Source organism: Actinoallomurus sp. NPDC050550 (genome assembly GCF_040655075.1).
GTDB lineage: Bacteria > Actinomycetota > Actinomycetes > Streptosporangiales > Streptosporangiaceae > Actinoallomurus.
In genome coordinates, this window is the sequence record NZ_JBFAJC010000026.1 from 53,996 (window position 1) to 67,895 (window position 13,900).

The following is a 13,900-nucleotide window of genomic DNA, read 5'->3' on the forward strand; positions in this document are numbered from 1 at the left end:
GTGACCGAGGGAGCGATCGCCGGGGCCGCGGTTCGGGGTGCTGCCGACGAAATACGGGGGAGACGTCCGGCGAAAGCGGACGACAACGAGCTCAGGGAACTCACGAGCCTTGCCGTCCAAGGCGACGCGGAGGCGGTCGAGTCCCTGATCGGGCGGGTACGCCCCATGGTCGTGCGCTACTGCCGGGCGCGGCTCGGCCGGGTGTCGGGGCAGTACCACATCGCGGACGACGTGGCCCAAGAGGTGTGCATCGCCGTGCTCGGAGCGCTGCCGCGCTACCGCGACATGGGCCGGCCGTTCGCCTCGTTCGTGTTCGGCATCGCGTCGCACAAGATCGCGGATGCGATGCGCAGCGCGATCCGTGCCGCCGTGCCCACCGAGGACCTGCCCGACGGCCCCGACGAGCGGCCGGGCCCCGAGGAGACGGTCGTCCGCTACATCGAGGCGGAGCGCGCCCGGGACCTTCTCGACCGGTTGCCGGATCATCAGAAGGAATTGGTGCTTCTGCGGGTGGTGGCGGGTCTGTCCGCCGAGGAGACCGGTAATGTACTGGGCATGTCAGCCGGGGCCGTCCGCGTCGCCCAGCACCGGGCTCTCGCCCGTCTTCGAGCGATGGCGAGTGAGGAGTCGATCGCTTGACCGGTGGGGGTACCGCCACTCCCGAGCCGCTCGACCTCAGTGAGATCAGCCGTAGCGGCGATCTGTTCGACGCCCTCTCCGGGCGCCGCATCACCGATCCGGGTGCCGGATTCGAGCCATCCGACGATCCGGCCGCGCGGCTGCTGGCCGCCTTGGCCGCCGACGTCGACGCGGGCGCGCCGCCACTAGCGGCGCCCCCACCGCGCGTGTCGTGTGGGGGCTCGAAGACCTCAGGCCGCCCGGTCGTCCGGGCGTTCGTCACCTTCGGCGCGGTCACGGTCCTGTTGACGACGGCGGGCGCCGCCGTCGCGGGCGCCGGGGGCGATCACGAGCCGAAGGCCCACGCGCCTTCGGCCCGCCACGAGATCTCGAAACGCTCCAGGGCTCGCCTCGAGTCGGTCGTCCGGGCGTTCCCCGGCGGCGCGCGTCCGTCCGCCGGCCGAACGCCCACCGCGTCACCCCGCTCGTCCGGGACGAAGACGTCCGAAGCGCCGACGAAACCGCCTGTGAGAACCCCGGCGAAGGGAAACACCCCCGGCTACTTCGGGCCGACGCATCCCCTGCCGCACGGCCCGAACGACGGACACTCGACCAGCCCGTCGCCGACGACGTCCCCGAGCGCGCCGACCGGCTCCACCCCGAGCCCGTCCACGTCCCCCACCACGTCGAAGCCATCGGGCGAGACGTCCGCCACGGACCCCGACCCGTCGCGGCGCCGCAGCCTCACGGCCGAGAAGCGCTCTTCGAAGACCGGCCGCGCGTCAGGGAACCGCGACCACCGGTAGCAGGCTCTCGGGGCTCAGTTCGAGTGGCCTTCCTCACTGTCGATGACGCCGTCCACATAACCGCGGGCGTACTCCCAGCTGACGTAGTCCTCCGGGGCGGCGGCGATCGCGGGCTCGTGGACGCGCGGCAGCCCCTCGTCGAGCAGGTGACGCAGGTTGCCGTGTAGGAGATCCCAGTCGATGTGGTGGGCCCTGCCGCAGTCGCCGCAGTCGACCGTCAGCCCCTTGATGCCCAGCGGCTCGAGCAGGGCGCGGAAGACCTCCAGGTCGGCGAGGTCGGCCAGCACGTCCTCCCGCTCCGTCGTGCTCAGCGGAGCGGTCTCGTCGCTCGGATCGCCGAGCGCGGCGGCCGGGTCCTCGGGATCGTTCGCGAACGGGTCGAGCGGAGCGTCATCGTGCACAAACCCACGCTACCCGAGTAACGGCCGCCGATTCGTTCCTTGTCGCGACCCTTCGCGGCCGTTAGGAGGCCCCGACTAGGATGGGGTCAACGCTCCGCTGATCAGGCCCGACACCGCGACCCTTTCCGGATGATGCCCATGACTTCCGCGCCCGAGTCCGCCAAGTTCGCCCCGCAGGGCCTCACGTACGACGACGTGCTGCTCGTGCCCGCGTACTCCGATCTCGCGCCGGGTGACGCCGACACGACGACGCGCCTGTCGCGGTCGATCACGTTGCGCATCCCGCTGGTGTCCGCGGCGATGGACACCGTCACCGAGGCGCGGATGGCCGTCGCCATGGCGCGGCAGGGCGGCCTCGGCGTGCTGCACCGCAACCTGCCGATCGACGAGCAGGCCCAGCAGGTCGACCTGGTCAAGCGCTCCGAGGCGGGCATGGTCAACAACCCGGTGACCTGTTCGCCGGACGACACGCTCGCCGACGTCGAGGCGCTGTGCGCCCACTACCGCATCTCCGGTGTCCCCGTGACCAACGCCGACGGCGTCCTCGTCGGCATCGTCACGAACCGGGACATGCGGTTCGAGACGGACGCCGCGCGCCCGGTGCGCGAGGTGATGACCAAGATGCCGCTGGTCACCGCGCCGGTCGGGGTCTCCCGTGACGAGGCGTTCGCGCTGCTGCGCGCCAACAAGGTGGAGAAGCTCCCGCTCGTCGACGGCACCGGCCGGCTGCGCGGTCTGATCACGGTGAAGGACTTCACGAAGAGCGAGCAGTACCCCTTGGCGACGAAGGACGCGGCCGGGCGGCTCGTCGTCGGCGCGGGCGTCGGTGTGGGGCCGGAGGCCGAGCAGCGCGCCAAGGCGCTGATCGAGGCCGGCGTCGACGCGCTGGTGGTGGACACCGCGCACGGTCACTCGCGCGGCATGATCGACATGGTCGCCAAGCTCAAGGCCAACAGCCACGTCGACGTCATCGCCGGCAACGTCGCGACCAGGGCCGGGGCACAGGCGCTCGTCGACGCGGGCGCGGACGCGGTAAAGGTCGGCGTCGGCCCGGGCTCGATCTGTACGACGCGCGTGGTCGCCGGTGTCGGCGCGCCCCAGGTCACCGCGATCTACGAGGCCGCGCTGGCGTGCGCCCCCGCCGGGGTGCCGGTGATCGGCGACGGCGGCCTGCAGTACTCCGGCGACATCGCCAAGGCGATCGCCGCGGGCGCCGACACGGTGATGCTGGGATCCCTGCTCGCGGGCTGCGAGGAGAGCCCCGGCGAGCTGATCTTCATCAACGGCAAGCAGTACAAGACCTACCGGGGCATGGGCTCGCTCGGCGCGATGAAGAACCGCGAGCGCGGCGGGTCGTTCAGCAAGGACCGCTACTCCCAGGACACGGTCGCGAGCGAGGACAAGCTGATCCCCGAGGGCATCGAGGGCCAGGTGCCCTATCGGGGTCCGGTCGCGGCGGTCGGTCACCAGCTCATCGGCGGCCTGCGCCAGGCGATGTGGTACACCGGCTCCCGCACCGTCGCCGATCTGAAGGCGAACGGCGTGCTGATGCCGATCACCGGGGCGGGCCTGCGGGAGAGCCACCCGCACGACATCCAGATGACCGTCGAGGCCCCCAACTACCAGGTCCGCTGAGAGTTTCACCGGCCGTGACCCGTCGTGGTCACGGCCGAAGCATGGAAAGAGGACGTACATGGCTGAGGTCGAGATCGGGCGGGGCAAGAGCGGTCGGCGGGCGTACGCGCTCGACGAGATCGGCATCGTCCCGTCGCGGCGCACCCGCGACCCGGAGGAGGTCAGCGTCGCGTGGCAGATCGATGCCTACCGCTTCGAGATGCCGCTGGTCGTCGCCCCGATGGACAGCGTGGTCAGCCCGGCGACGGCGATCGCCATCGGGCGGCTCGGCGGCCTGGCCGTGCTCGACCTCGAGGGGCTGTGGACCCGCTATGAGAACCCTGAGTCGCTGCTGGCCGAGATCGCCTCGCTGGACGACGCGACGGCGACGCGGCGGCTCCAGGAGCTGTACGCCGAGCCGATCAAGGAGGACCTGATCGGGCGGCGTATCGAGGAGATCCGGGACGCGGGCGTCACCGTGGCGGCCCGGCTGTCGCCGCAGCGCACCGCCCAGTACCACAAGGCGGTCATCGAGGCGGGCGTCGACCTGTTCGTGATCCGCGGCACCACGGTCAGCGCCGAGCACGTCTCCGGGCGGGCCGAGCCGCTCAACCTCAAGCAGTTCATCTACGACCTCGACGTCCCGGTGATCGTCGGCGGCTGCTCGACCTACACCGCCGCGCTGCACCTGATGCGCACCGGCGCGGCCGGGGTCCTCGTCGGCTTCGGCGGCGGTTCCGGGCACACGACCCGTACGGTCCTCGGCGTCGCGGTGCCGATGGCGACGGCCATCTCGGACGTCGCGGCGGCCCGGCGCGACTACCTCGACGAGTCCGGCGGCCGGTACGTCCACGTGATCGCCGACGGCGGCATGCGGCAGTCCGGTGACATCGCCAAGGCCCTCGCGGTCGGCGCCGACGCGGTCCTGGTCGGGTCGCCGTTCGCGCGGTCGACGGAGTCGCCGGGCCGGGGCTACCACTGGGGCAGTGAGGCGCACCACGACGAGCTGCCGCGCGGCAAGCGGGTCGAGCTCGGCTCGATCGGCACGCTCGAGCAGATCCTGTACGGCCCGTCGAACGTCGCCGACGGTTCGATGAACCTCATCGGCGCGCTCCGGCGGGCCATGGCGACCGCCGGCTACTCCGACCTGAAGGAGTTCCAGCGCGTCCAGGTCGTCGTCGCGCCGCACTGACGCCATCTTTGGTGCACTCCCCCGTTGGGTAAGCGTTTTGTGACGGATGAGGTAGCGACGTAGCGTGGTCACCGCAGACGTCCGAGGGAGTGCGCCATGGCGGTTGGGGAGCCCGAGAACGAGGTCAACAGGTCGCGTCTCGGTCCGGCGGAGCGTACGGCCGCGCTGGACCTGATCGGGAGCGGCGAGGAGTTCGACGTCGTCGTCGTGGGCGGCGGCATCGTGGGCGCGGGCGTGGCGCTGGACGCGGCGACGCGCGGCCTGAGCGTGGCCCTGGTGGAGGTCCGTGACTTCGCCTCCGGGACGTCCTCGCGGTCGTCGAAGCTGATCCACGGCGGGCTGCGCTACCTCGAACAGCGCGACTTCGAGCTGGTCCGCGAGGCGCTGACCGAGCGCGGGCTGCTGCTGGGCCGCATCGCGCCGCACCTTGTCAAGCCGGTGCCCTTCGTGTTCCCGATGACCCATCACGTGTGGGAGCGGGCGTACATCGGGGCGGGTGTGGCCCTGTACGACGGGATGTCCCTCTCGATGGGGCGGGACCGCGGGGTGCCGCATCACCGGCACCTGACGCGTACGCAGGCCCTGCGCGTCGCGCCATCGCTGCGGCGTGACGCCTTCGTCGGTGCGATCCAGTACTGGGACGCCCAGGTCGACGACGCTCGCTACGTGATGATGGTGCTGCGCACGGCGGCGGCGTACGGCGCCCGGATCGTCTCCCGCGCGCAGGCCGTCGGTTTCCTGCGGGAGGGCGAGCGGGTGACCGGCGTACGGATCCGGGACCTGGAGGCGGATCGGGAGCTCGACGTCCGCGCCAAGCAGGTGGTCAACGCGACCGGCGTGTGGACCGATGACATCCAGGAGCTCGTCGGCGGGCGCGGCCAGATCCACGTCCGCGCGTCCAAGGGCGTGCACCTGGTGGTGCCCCGGGATCGCATCCACTCCTCCAGCGGTGTGATCCTGCGCACGGAGAAGTCCGTGCTCTTCGTGATCCCGTGGGGTCGGCACTGGATCATCGGTACGACCGACACGGCCTGGGACCTCGACAAGGTTCATCCGGCCGCGTCCAAGGCCGACATCGACTATGTCCTCGAACACGTCAACGCCGTGCTCAACGTGCCTCTCACCCACGATGACGTCGAGGGGGTGTACGCCGGGCTGCGCCCGCTGCTGTCCGGGGAGTCGGAGGAGACCTCGAAGCTCTCCCGGGAGCACGTCGTCGCCCACCCGGTGCCGGGCCTGGTCGTCATCGCGGGCGGGAAGTACACCACCTACCGGGTGATGGCCAAGGACGCCGTCGACGCGGTCGCCCATGGGCTGGACGGCAAGGTGCCGGGGTCCTGCACCGACCAGATCGCCCTGGTCGGCGGCAACGGCTTCCAGGCGCTCTGGAACGCCCGCCACCGTCTGGCGGAGAGTTCGGGGCTGCACGTCGCGCGCATCGAGCACCTGTTGCGGCGGTACGGCACGCTGATCGAGGACCTGCTCACCCTCATCGAGGAGCGGCCGGACCTCGGCAAGCCCCTCGAAGGCGCCGACGACTACCTGCGCGCCGAGGTCGTCTACGCCGCGAGCCACGAGGGCGCCCGGCACCTCAACGACGTGCTGACCAGGCGGACGCGCATCTCGATCGAGACGTGGGACCGTGGCGTCGGTGCGGCGCGGCAGGCCGCCGAACTCGTCGCGCCCGAGCTCGGCTGGTCGAAGGAGCAGACCGAGCGGGAGATCGAGTACTACCACAAGCGCGTGGAGGCCGAGCGCGACTCTCAGGCGCAGGTCGACGACCAGGAGGCCGACGCCACCCGGCGTGGGGCCCCGGAGATCGTCCCGACCGCCTCTCCCGAGGTTTCCTGAAATGTGAGACATGAGCGGCCGGTTCTGGTCGTTCAGTTTTCGTTGAATGCCCACTTTTGGGGATTTCTGTCCATAGAGACTCCTGTATCGTGTCCGGGCTAATGGTGCTATTGGGCCATAAACCCGGTTCGGACAGGAGTTGGTGTGGCGAAGTCGCTGACGCGCACGGTGGGGGTACTCGCGACCGGCTTGTTGGTCGCCGGAGTGGCGACGGAAGGCGACGCCGCCCCGATCAGACACGGGCGGGCAGCGGCCGCCGTACGGGCGGCCGGGTCGGACATCGACGACCAGGCGCTCAGCGAGCGCGAGCTGCTCGGCGATGAGGCTTCCCGGAGGGCCGCCGTACGGACGGGACCGGTCTTCAACTCGCCCACCGGCGGCAAGGCCAAGCAGCACGCGATCGCGACCAGGATCGCTCAGCTGATCTCCGGCGCCCCGAAGGGCGCCGTCATCTATGTGGCGATGTACCACTTCTCGACCAAGGACCTCGCCAAGCAGCTCGTCAAGGCGAAGAAGCGCAAGGTCGACGTCCGGGTGGTGCTCGATTACGAGTCGTCGCGCTACAAGGCGTACAAGACGTTGAAGAAGGCGCTCGGTTCGAACCGGAAGAAGTCCTCCTGGGTGACCCTCTGCGCCAAGGGACGCGGCTGCATCGGGCCGAAGTTCAACCACAACAAGTTCTTCCTGTTCTCCTCCACACGCGGGGCGAAGAAGGTCGTGCTGCAGACCTCGGCCAACGCGACGTACAACTCCCGTGACCTGCAGTGGAACGACGCGCTCGTGCTGCGGAACTCAGGCGTGTACGCGGCGTACCGGCGTTACTTCTACGACCTCGCCAAGCAGCATCACACCGGCAACTACCACCGGATCGTGCACACGGGGAAGTACCGGCTGGACTTCTTCCCCTGGTCGTCGGGTGATCCGATCAGCCAGCACCTCGACAGGGTGTCGTGCGCCGGCGGCACCCGGATCCGCCTCGTCATGGGCCACTTCACCTGGCAGCCGATCGCGCAGCGGCTCTGGAGGCTGGACAACGCCGGATGCCGGGTGCAGGTGGTGTTCGGCCACATCGGGCAGTCGGCCCTGAAGGACCTGACCAGACCCGGCGGCCGCCACGGCGGGCCCGAGCTTCGGTACCTGCCGGAGAACGGCAAGGCGTACGAGCACTCCAAGTATCTGCTCATCGACGGCCGGTACATGGGCAAGAAGCAGAAGGCCATCTTCACCGGCAGCAGCAACTACACCGACCCCGGCTTCCACGGCCACGACGAGGCGATGATCAGCGCCGTCGACGCCACGCTGGAAAAGCAGTACGTCGCCAACTTCGGCACGGTGTTCGCGCACGGCAAGACGATCAAGTCTTCCGACGCCAGGGTCGACCCGCCCGCGGGCGTCATCGAGCCGGACAAGGCCGACGACACCGGCGAGAACGACAACTGACGCACCGCCCGGGCTACGGCCCGGACGGCGCGTCCGCCGGGGTCATGGCCCGGACGCCGTGTCGGCCGGGGTCATGGCCCGGACGCCGTGTCGGCCGGGGTCATGGCTCGGACGGCGCGTCGGCCGCCGACGATCCCATCAGGAGGCCGACGCCGGAGCCGTACAGCTCGGCCGGGACCCGCTCCGGGTCGAGCAGGTGCTGCAGCGCCAGCCCGAACTCGATCGCCATCGCGAGAGACGCCCGGTCCTCGGGGGACATCTCCGAGGACCCGGCCGCGAGGTCGGCGGCGAGCTCCTCCCGGCGGGCGTGGTACCAGTCGGCGATCCGCCAGCCGGCCGAGAAGTCGCGCATTCCGAACAGCCAGAGCTCGACCAGCAGGAGCGCCCGCATGCGGGTCTCATCGTCGGACGGCCGCTCGGCGTAGTGCCGGCCGGCGGCGGTGCGCCGCTCGTCCGGCGAGCGTTCGGAGCCGCACAGGTCGGCGAGGGCGCCGAGGCCGGGATCGGCTTGGGTGTAGCGCTCGAGTAGGGCGAGGACCAAGTCGGATTTGCTGGCGAAATTGGAGTAGACGGCTCCCTTCGTGAGCCCGGCCCGGGCGGCGATCTCGTCGAGTGAGGCTCCGCGGATTCCGCGTTCCGCCCACAGGCGCTCCGCGGCGTCGAGGAGAGCGGCCCGGGTCTGGGCACGCCGCTCCTGACGGGGTGTGCGGGCCTCGTCCGTGACAGCGGACTCGTCCGGGTCGGAGATCATTCTTCCCCCTCGTCGTCGTCCATCTTCGCCTCCTTCTCCGGAATACACCGTGGACCGCAATCCGAGCCAGCAAATGCATAACAAGGTGACTCTGGAACGTACCGAAATGGCATTAGGGACAGGGTGCGATGCGCTGACCACGGAAGTAATTAATTACTGAACGGTAGCCATGAAGAGGGTTCACGTCTTAGAGTTCCCTCCATGAACGCACCCGCAGCGGCGTCCACCGGCGCGCGCGCCACCGTCCCGGACATCGCTCCCGAGATCGTCGAACGGCTGACCCGCCGTGTCGCGGCCGGCGACGCGACCGTACGGATCGCCGCGCCGTTCACCGGGGAGCCGTTCGCCACCCTGCCCGTCTCGACCGGGGACGACGTCGCTGCCGCGTACGAACGCGCCCGCGCCGCCCAGGAGTCGTGGGCGCGGCTGTCGCCGGCCCGGCGCGCCGAGCCGTTCCTGCGGTTCCACGACGCGATCCTCGACCGCCGCGCGGAGATCCTCGACCTCGTCCAGTTGGAGACCGGGAAGGCGCGCCGCCACGCATTCGAGGAGGTCCTCGACGCCGCGGGGTCCACGCTCTACCACGCGCGACGGGCCCCCGGCCTGCTCCGGCCGCGCCGCCGCCAGGGCATCATGCCCGCCGCCACCCGCGTCGTCGAGCTCCGCCACCCCAAGGGCGTGGTCGGCGTCATCTCGCCGTGGAACTACCCGCTCGCGCTCGGCCTGACCGACGCGGCGCCCGCCCTGCTCGCCGGCAACGCGGTCGTGCACAAGCCGGACACCCAGACCGCGCTGTCCACTCTGTGGGCGCTCGACCTGCTCGTCGAGTGCGGACTGCCCGAGGACCTGTGGCAGGTGGTGGTCGGCGATCCCGCGGAGATCGGCGATCCCCTCATCGAGGGCGCCGACTACGTCGCCTTCACCGGCTCCACCCGGGGCGGGCGGGCGATCGCGGACAAGGCCGCGCACCGGCTGATCGGCTACTCCCTCGAGCTCGGCGGCAAGAACCCCATGCTCGTCCTGGACGACGCCGACGTCGAGCAGGCCGCGCAGGGCGCCATCCGCGCCTGCTTCACCAACGCCGGTCAGCTCTGCATCTCGATCGAGCGGCTGTACGTCCACGAGAAGATCTACGACCGGTTCGCCGAACGCTTCGTCCACCGCGTCAAGAACATGCGGCTCGGTGCCGGCTTCGACGCGGACATGGGCTCGCTCACCTCCCAGCGCCAGCTCGATACGGTCACCCGGCATGTGCAGGACGCCGTCGCCAAGGGTGCGACGGTCCTCGCCGGCGGGCGGCCGCGCCCGGGCGTCGGGCCGTACTTCTTCGAACCCACCGTGCTCGAGGACGTCTCCGACGCGATGGAGCTCTGCGGCGGCGAGACCTTCGGGCCGGTCGTCGCGCTCTACCGGTTCGCCTCCGACGACGAGGCCGTACGTCTGGCCAACGCCACGCCGTACGGGCTGAACGCCAGCGTCTGGACCCGCGACGTCGCCCGCGGCCGCCGGCTCGCGGCGCGGATCAAGGCGGGCACCGTCAACATCAACGAGGGGTACGCCTCCGCGTACGGCTCGTACGACGCGCCCATGGGCGGTATGAAGGACTCCGGGGTCGGCCGGCGGCACGGTGCCGAGGGCCTTCTCCGCTACACCGAGGCCCAGACGATCGCCAGCCAGCACGGGTTCGGCTTCGAACCGGTCCTCGGCATGTCGTACGAGACCTACGCGGCAGTGATCACGGGGGGCCAGAAGCTGCTGAAACGCCTTCGCCTCAGGTAGGAGCGCACATGGACTACGACGTCCTGGTGATCGGATCGGGGTTCGGCGGGAGCGTCACCGCGCTGCGCCTCACCGAGAAGGGGTACCGCGTCGCGGTGCTGGAGGCCGGCCGTCGCTTCGACGACCCCGACGGCGCGCCCGGCGAACGCCACCGCGACCTGCCCAAGACGTCGTGGCGCACGCCCCGGTACCTCTGGGCACCCGCCCTCGGCATGACCGGGATCCAGCGCATCCACCTGCTGCGCGGTGAGAAGGGCTCGCGGGTCCTCATCATGGCGGGCGCGGGCGTCGGCGGCGGATCGCTCGTCTACGCCAACACGCTGTACGAGCCGCCGCAGCCGTTCTTCGACGACCCGCAGTGGCGGCACATCACCGACTGGAAGGCCGAGCTCACCCCGTTCTACGCGCAGGCCAAACGGATGCTCGGCGTCCGGCCCAACCCGACCATGACCCCCGCCGACCAGGCGATCAAACGGGTCGCCGATCGAATGGGCCGCGGCGACACCTTCCACCTGACCCCGGTCGGCGTCCTGTTCGGCGAGGAGGCGGGGAAGCCGGTCGACGACCCGTACTTCGGCGGCGCCGGACCGCGCCGCGCGACCTGCACCGAGTGCGGATCCTGCATGACCGGCTGCCGGGTCGGCGCCAAGAACATGCTCACCGAGAACTATCTCTACCTCGCCGAGCACGCCGGCGCGAAGATCATGCCGCTGGCGACCGTCACCGCCGTACGGCCGCGCCCCGGCGGCGGGTACGAGGTCGAGTTCACCCGCACCGGGCGGCGCGGGAAGCGCTGGCGGCGCACCGTCACTGCCGAGCACGTCGTGTTCGCCGCCGGAACGTACGGCACGCAGCGGCTGCTGCACCGGATGAAGGCCGCCGGGACGCTACCCGGCCTGTCCGATCATCTCGGCATCCGCACCCGCACCAACTCCGAGGCGATCCTCGGCGCCGAACGCTTCCGGAGCAAGGGAGACGACCACTCACGCGGACTGGCGATCACGTCGTCCTTCCATCCGGACGAACGCACCCACGTCGAGCCCACCCGCTACGGCCCCGGCTCGAACGCCATGGGCGCCCTCCGCTCCCTGCTCATCGACGGCGGCGGACGCGCCCCCCGGTGGGCGAAGTTCCTCGGCCGGGTGGCCATGCGTCCATGGGACCTGGTCCGTCTGCCGAACCTCCGCAACTGGTCACGGCGGACGATCATCGCGCTGGTCATGCAGACCAACGACAACTCGATCACCGTGGAGCCGTCACCGTCCGGGCGCGGGCTGCGCGCCCGCCGCGGCCACGGCGAGCCCAACCCGACGTGGATCCCCGAGGCCCACCGCGCGGTCCGCATGCTCGCCGAGGAGGTGGACGGCTTCCCGGGCGGCACCTGGCTCGACCTGTTCGACATCCCGACCACCGCGCACTTCATCGGCGGCTGCACCATCGGAGACTCGCCGGAGGAGGGCGTCATCGACCCCTACCACCGCGTGTACGGCCACCCGGGCCTGCACATCGTGGACGGCTCCACCGTCTCGGCCAATCTCGGCGTCAACCCCTCGCTCACCATCACCGCCCAGGCCGAACGCGCCATGGCCTTCTGGCCCAACCGCGGCGAAGACGACCCCCGCCCCACACTCGGCGCACCGTACGCGCGCCTCACCGCGATCGCTCCCAAGAACCCGGCCGTCCCCGCCGACGCCCCCGCCGCCCTCCGCCTCCCCATCACCCCGGCCTGACTTCCCTTTCGTCCCGGATGCCTTAATAAGGATCTCCTTGGCGCTGCGTGCCTGGATGACACCTTCTGGGAAGGCTGCCTACTGCGCGGGGATCGCGCAGTCGACGCAGATGGGGGTGCATGGACGATGCCAGTCTTGGCCGACCTGGACAAGCTCCTGGACAAGCAGTACGAGAACACGGACCTCAAGGCTCTGCTCAACGCCCCGGTGGAGGCCATCGCCGGGATCAGCGAGGGCGACGCCGCGGCCCTGAAGAAGGCGTTCAACATCAAGACGATCGGCGACCTGGGCCACAACAAGTACATCGAGGCGGCCACGGCGATCGTCCACCTCGCGGACGCCAGCAAGTAGCCGCGGATCAGGCCGGCCGTCCACCTCCGCGGCCGTCGTCCCAGACCTCTCAGCCCTGGACCAGGGCGGGAGTACCCTCACGAAATCCCGGACCGGCGTCGCCGAACGCGCCGCCGGTCCGGCCGCGTTGTCGTTGGTGGAGAGCGGCGAACATCACGAGATTCGAAAATCAGTGCACTACTGACTGTGAGTGTACTGTAACGTTTCGTGTCATTCCGTCCCCCCGACATGACGCGATCAACGCGTTGTTCCGCGAGCGTCCAGAGTTCGCCGTCGAGGTGCTGCGAGACCTGATCGGTCTTGAGGTGCCGGACGCCGTGCCGGTGCAAGTGGAGCGCAACGACTTCAACGACCGGCCGTCAAAGGACTTCCAGCCCGATGCGGTGATCACCCTCGGCCCCCGACGGAATCCCGTCCACGGCATCATCATGGAGGCCCAGCAGGAGAAAACAGAAGGCGAGGTGGACGCCCTCCTGACGGTGCTGGAGGGTCGGCACATCGAGTTGTCGGAGAGCGCTCGCGCCCGCATCTGTGCGTCTACGGATGTCGAGGAGATCAAGGCATGGATCAAGCGTGCCCTGGTCGCAACGTCCATCGACGAGTTGTTCGCGGACGGTCAGGAGCGGTAGGCGGTCAGGAGGGCGTCGCGGTCGTGGGCGGGGAGGTGGCGGACGGCCTCGCGGATGGTGACGCCGGAGATGCGGTCGGTGCGGTCGCGGACCCAGGCGGTGACCCAGTCCGGATCCTTCTTGGAGAGCTCGCGTAGCACCCAGCCCAGCGCCTTGCGGATGAAGAACTCCTTCTCTTCGATGAGCGCGTCCCCGTACTTCGCCAGGCGGGTCAGGTCGCCGGTGCCGGCGCGGATGCCCGGGATCAGGGCCAGGAGCGCGGTGCGGCGGATCCAGAAGTTCGCGTCGGCCGACCAGAGGTCGAGGGTCGTGGCGAGCGGCGGGTGTCGCACGACCAGGTCGCCGGCCACCTTGATGGCGAGAAAGTCGACGTACGCCCAGGTGTGCGACTCCCGGATCATCCGCTCGGCGACCGCCAGGTCGTCCGCCTTCAGCAGCGGCGCGTTGCGGATCAGGACCTCGATCGCGGCCATGCGGCACTCGTGGACCGGTCGGCGCCAGAGCCGGTCGGCGAGGGCGAGGGTCTCCTCGCGGGTCAGCCCGGTGGCGGCACGGACGGCGACCTTGCGGAGCGCCGGCACGGTCACGCCGATGTGCTCCAGGTCGCTCTTGAGGTAGCGCTTCTCCTGCTCGGCCCGGGCCGGATCGGCGAGGCCGCGGAGCTCGGCGGCGATGGTGTCGGCGGCGTCCACCGGATCAGTATGGTCCGCGGCAATGACAAAAGCGGGCGGCCGATGC

13 protein-coding genes are annotated in these 13,900 nt (G+C 70.3%); 10 read left to right on the forward strand and 3 right to left on the reverse strand.

Annotated features, from left to right (window positions below):
• Positions 1-51 precede the first annotated feature (51 nt).
• Both AB0I04_RS31030 and AB0I04_RS31035 read left to right on the forward strand, forming a co-directional pair.
• On the forward strand, positions 52-639 hold the full coding sequence (locus tag AB0I04_RS31030; RefSeq protein ID WP_360892492.1) for a sigma-70 family RNA polymerase sigma factor: 588 nt from the start codon (positions 52-54) through the stop codon (positions 637-639).
• A complete protein-coding gene (locus AB0I04_RS31035) occupies positions 636-1,424 on the forward strand; it encodes a hypothetical protein (protein ID WP_360892244.1) in 789 nt (262 codons plus the stop codon). Before AB0I04_RS31030 ends, AB0I04_RS31035 begins: the two co-directional genes overlap by 4 nt.
• A gap of 14 nt (positions 1,425-1,438) precedes the next feature.
• Here AB0I04_RS31035 and AB0I04_RS31040 read toward each other — a convergent pair whose 3' ends face one another.
• Positions 1,439-1,825: a DUF5319 domain-containing protein gene (locus tag AB0I04_RS31040; protein WP_360892247.1), complete on the reverse strand. Its 387-nt coding sequence runs from the start codon at positions 1,823-1,825 to the stop codon at positions 1,439-1,441.
• A gap of 132 nt (positions 1,826-1,957) precedes the next feature.
• Here AB0I04_RS31040 and guaB point away from each other — a divergent pair, with 132 nt between their 5' ends.
• The 4 genes from guaB to AB0I04_RS31060 all read left to right on the forward strand — a co-directional run bounded on the left by guaB (position 1,958) and on the right by AB0I04_RS31060 (position 7,922).
• Positions 1,958-3,460 (forward strand): IMP dehydrogenase, encoded by a 1,503-nt coding sequence (gene guaB / locus AB0I04_RS31045; RefSeq protein WP_360892495.1) that lies wholly within the window; start codon positions 1,958-1,960, stop codon positions 3,458-3,460.
• A gap of 58 nt (positions 3,461-3,518) precedes the next feature.
• Complete coding sequence (locus AB0I04_RS31050; protein ID WP_360892249.1) at positions 3,519-4,631, forward strand: GuaB3 family IMP dehydrogenase-related protein; 1,113 nt, start codon at positions 3,519-3,521, stop codon at positions 4,629-4,631.
• Positions 4,632-4,727: 96 nt separating this feature from the next.
• Positions 4,728-6,482: a glycerol-3-phosphate dehydrogenase gene (glpD, locus tag AB0I04_RS31055; protein ID WP_360892252.1), complete on the forward strand. Its 1,755-nt coding sequence runs from the start codon at positions 4,728-4,730 to the stop codon at positions 6,480-6,482.
• 144 nt (positions 6,483-6,626) lie between these two features.
• Positions 6,627-7,922, forward strand: a complete 1,296-nt coding sequence (locus AB0I04_RS31060) for a phospholipase D-like domain-containing protein (protein WP_360892255.1) — start codon at positions 6,627-6,629, stop codon at positions 7,920-7,922.
• A 100-nt stretch (positions 7,923-8,022) separates the two neighbouring features.
• Here the strand turns inward: AB0I04_RS31060 and AB0I04_RS31065 are convergent, their stop codons facing one another.
• Positions 8,023-8,673: a helix-turn-helix domain-containing protein gene (locus tag AB0I04_RS31065; protein WP_360892258.1), complete on the reverse strand. Its 651-nt coding sequence runs from the start codon at positions 8,671-8,673 to the stop codon at positions 8,023-8,025.
• Positions 8,674-8,874: 201 nt separating this feature from the next.
• Here AB0I04_RS31065 and AB0I04_RS31070 point away from each other — a divergent pair, with 201 nt between their 5' ends.
• The 4 genes from AB0I04_RS31070 (at position 8,875) to AB0I04_RS31085 (ending at position 13,162) form a co-directional block, all read left to right on the forward strand.
• A complete protein-coding gene (locus AB0I04_RS31070) occupies positions 8,875-10,452 on the forward strand; it encodes a succinic semialdehyde dehydrogenase (protein ID WP_360892261.1) in 1,578 nt (525 codons plus the stop codon).
• An 8-nt stretch (positions 10,453-10,460) separates the two neighbouring features.
• Complete coding sequence (locus AB0I04_RS31075) at positions 10,461-12,182, forward strand: GMC family oxidoreductase (RefSeq protein WP_360892264.1); 1,722 nt, start codon at positions 10,461-10,463, stop codon at positions 12,180-12,182.
• Positions 12,183-12,308: 126 nt separating this feature from the next.
• A complete protein-coding gene (locus AB0I04_RS31080; RefSeq protein WP_360892267.1) occupies positions 12,309-12,533 on the forward strand; it encodes a hypothetical protein in 225 nt (74 codons plus the stop codon).
• Positions 12,534-12,778: 245 nt separating this feature from the next.
• Complete coding sequence (locus tag AB0I04_RS31085; RefSeq protein ID WP_360892270.1) at positions 12,779-13,162, forward strand: hypothetical protein; 384 nt, start codon at positions 12,779-12,781, stop codon at positions 13,160-13,162.
• On the opposite strand, the gene AB0I04_RS31090 is transcribed toward AB0I04_RS31085, so the two are convergent.
• Positions 13,150-13,854 carry a DNA alkylation repair protein gene (locus AB0I04_RS31090; protein WP_360892273.1) on the reverse strand — a complete coding sequence of 235 codons (705 nt, stop codon included), beginning with the start codon at positions 13,852-13,854 and terminating at the stop codon, positions 13,150-13,152. The genes AB0I04_RS31085 and AB0I04_RS31090 overlap by 13 nt on opposite strands.
• Positions 13,855-13,900 lie beyond the last annotated feature (46 nt).

Bases quoted from the DNA above. Each gene is read 5' to 3' on its own strand.
- glpD (WP_360892252.1), top strand. From the start codon at position 4,728: ATGGCGGTTGGGGAGCCCGAGAACGAGGTCAACAGGTCGCGTCTCGGT.
- AB0I04_RS31065 (WP_360892258.1), bottom strand. From the start codon at position 8,673: ATGATCTCCGACCCGGACGAGTCCGCTGTCACGGACGAGGCCCGCACA.
- guaB (WP_360892495.1), top strand. From the start codon at position 1,958: ATGCCCATGACTTCCGCGCCCGAGTCCGCCAAGTTCGCCCCGCAGGGC.
- AB0I04_RS31080 (WP_360892267.1), top strand. From the start codon at position 12,309: ATGCCAGTCTTGGCCGACCTGGACAAGCTCCTGGACAAGCAGTACGAG.
- AB0I04_RS31070 (WP_360892261.1), top strand. From the start codon at position 8,875: ATGAACGCACCCGCAGCGGCGTCCACCGGCGCGCGCGCCACCGTCCCG.
- AB0I04_RS31075 (WP_360892264.1), top strand. From the start codon at position 10,461: ATGGACTACGACGTCCTGGTGATCGGATCGGGGTTCGGCGGGAGCGTC.
- AB0I04_RS31050 (WP_360892249.1), top strand. From the start codon at position 3,519: ATGGCTGAGGTCGAGATCGGGCGGGGCAAGAGCGGTCGGCGGGCGTAC.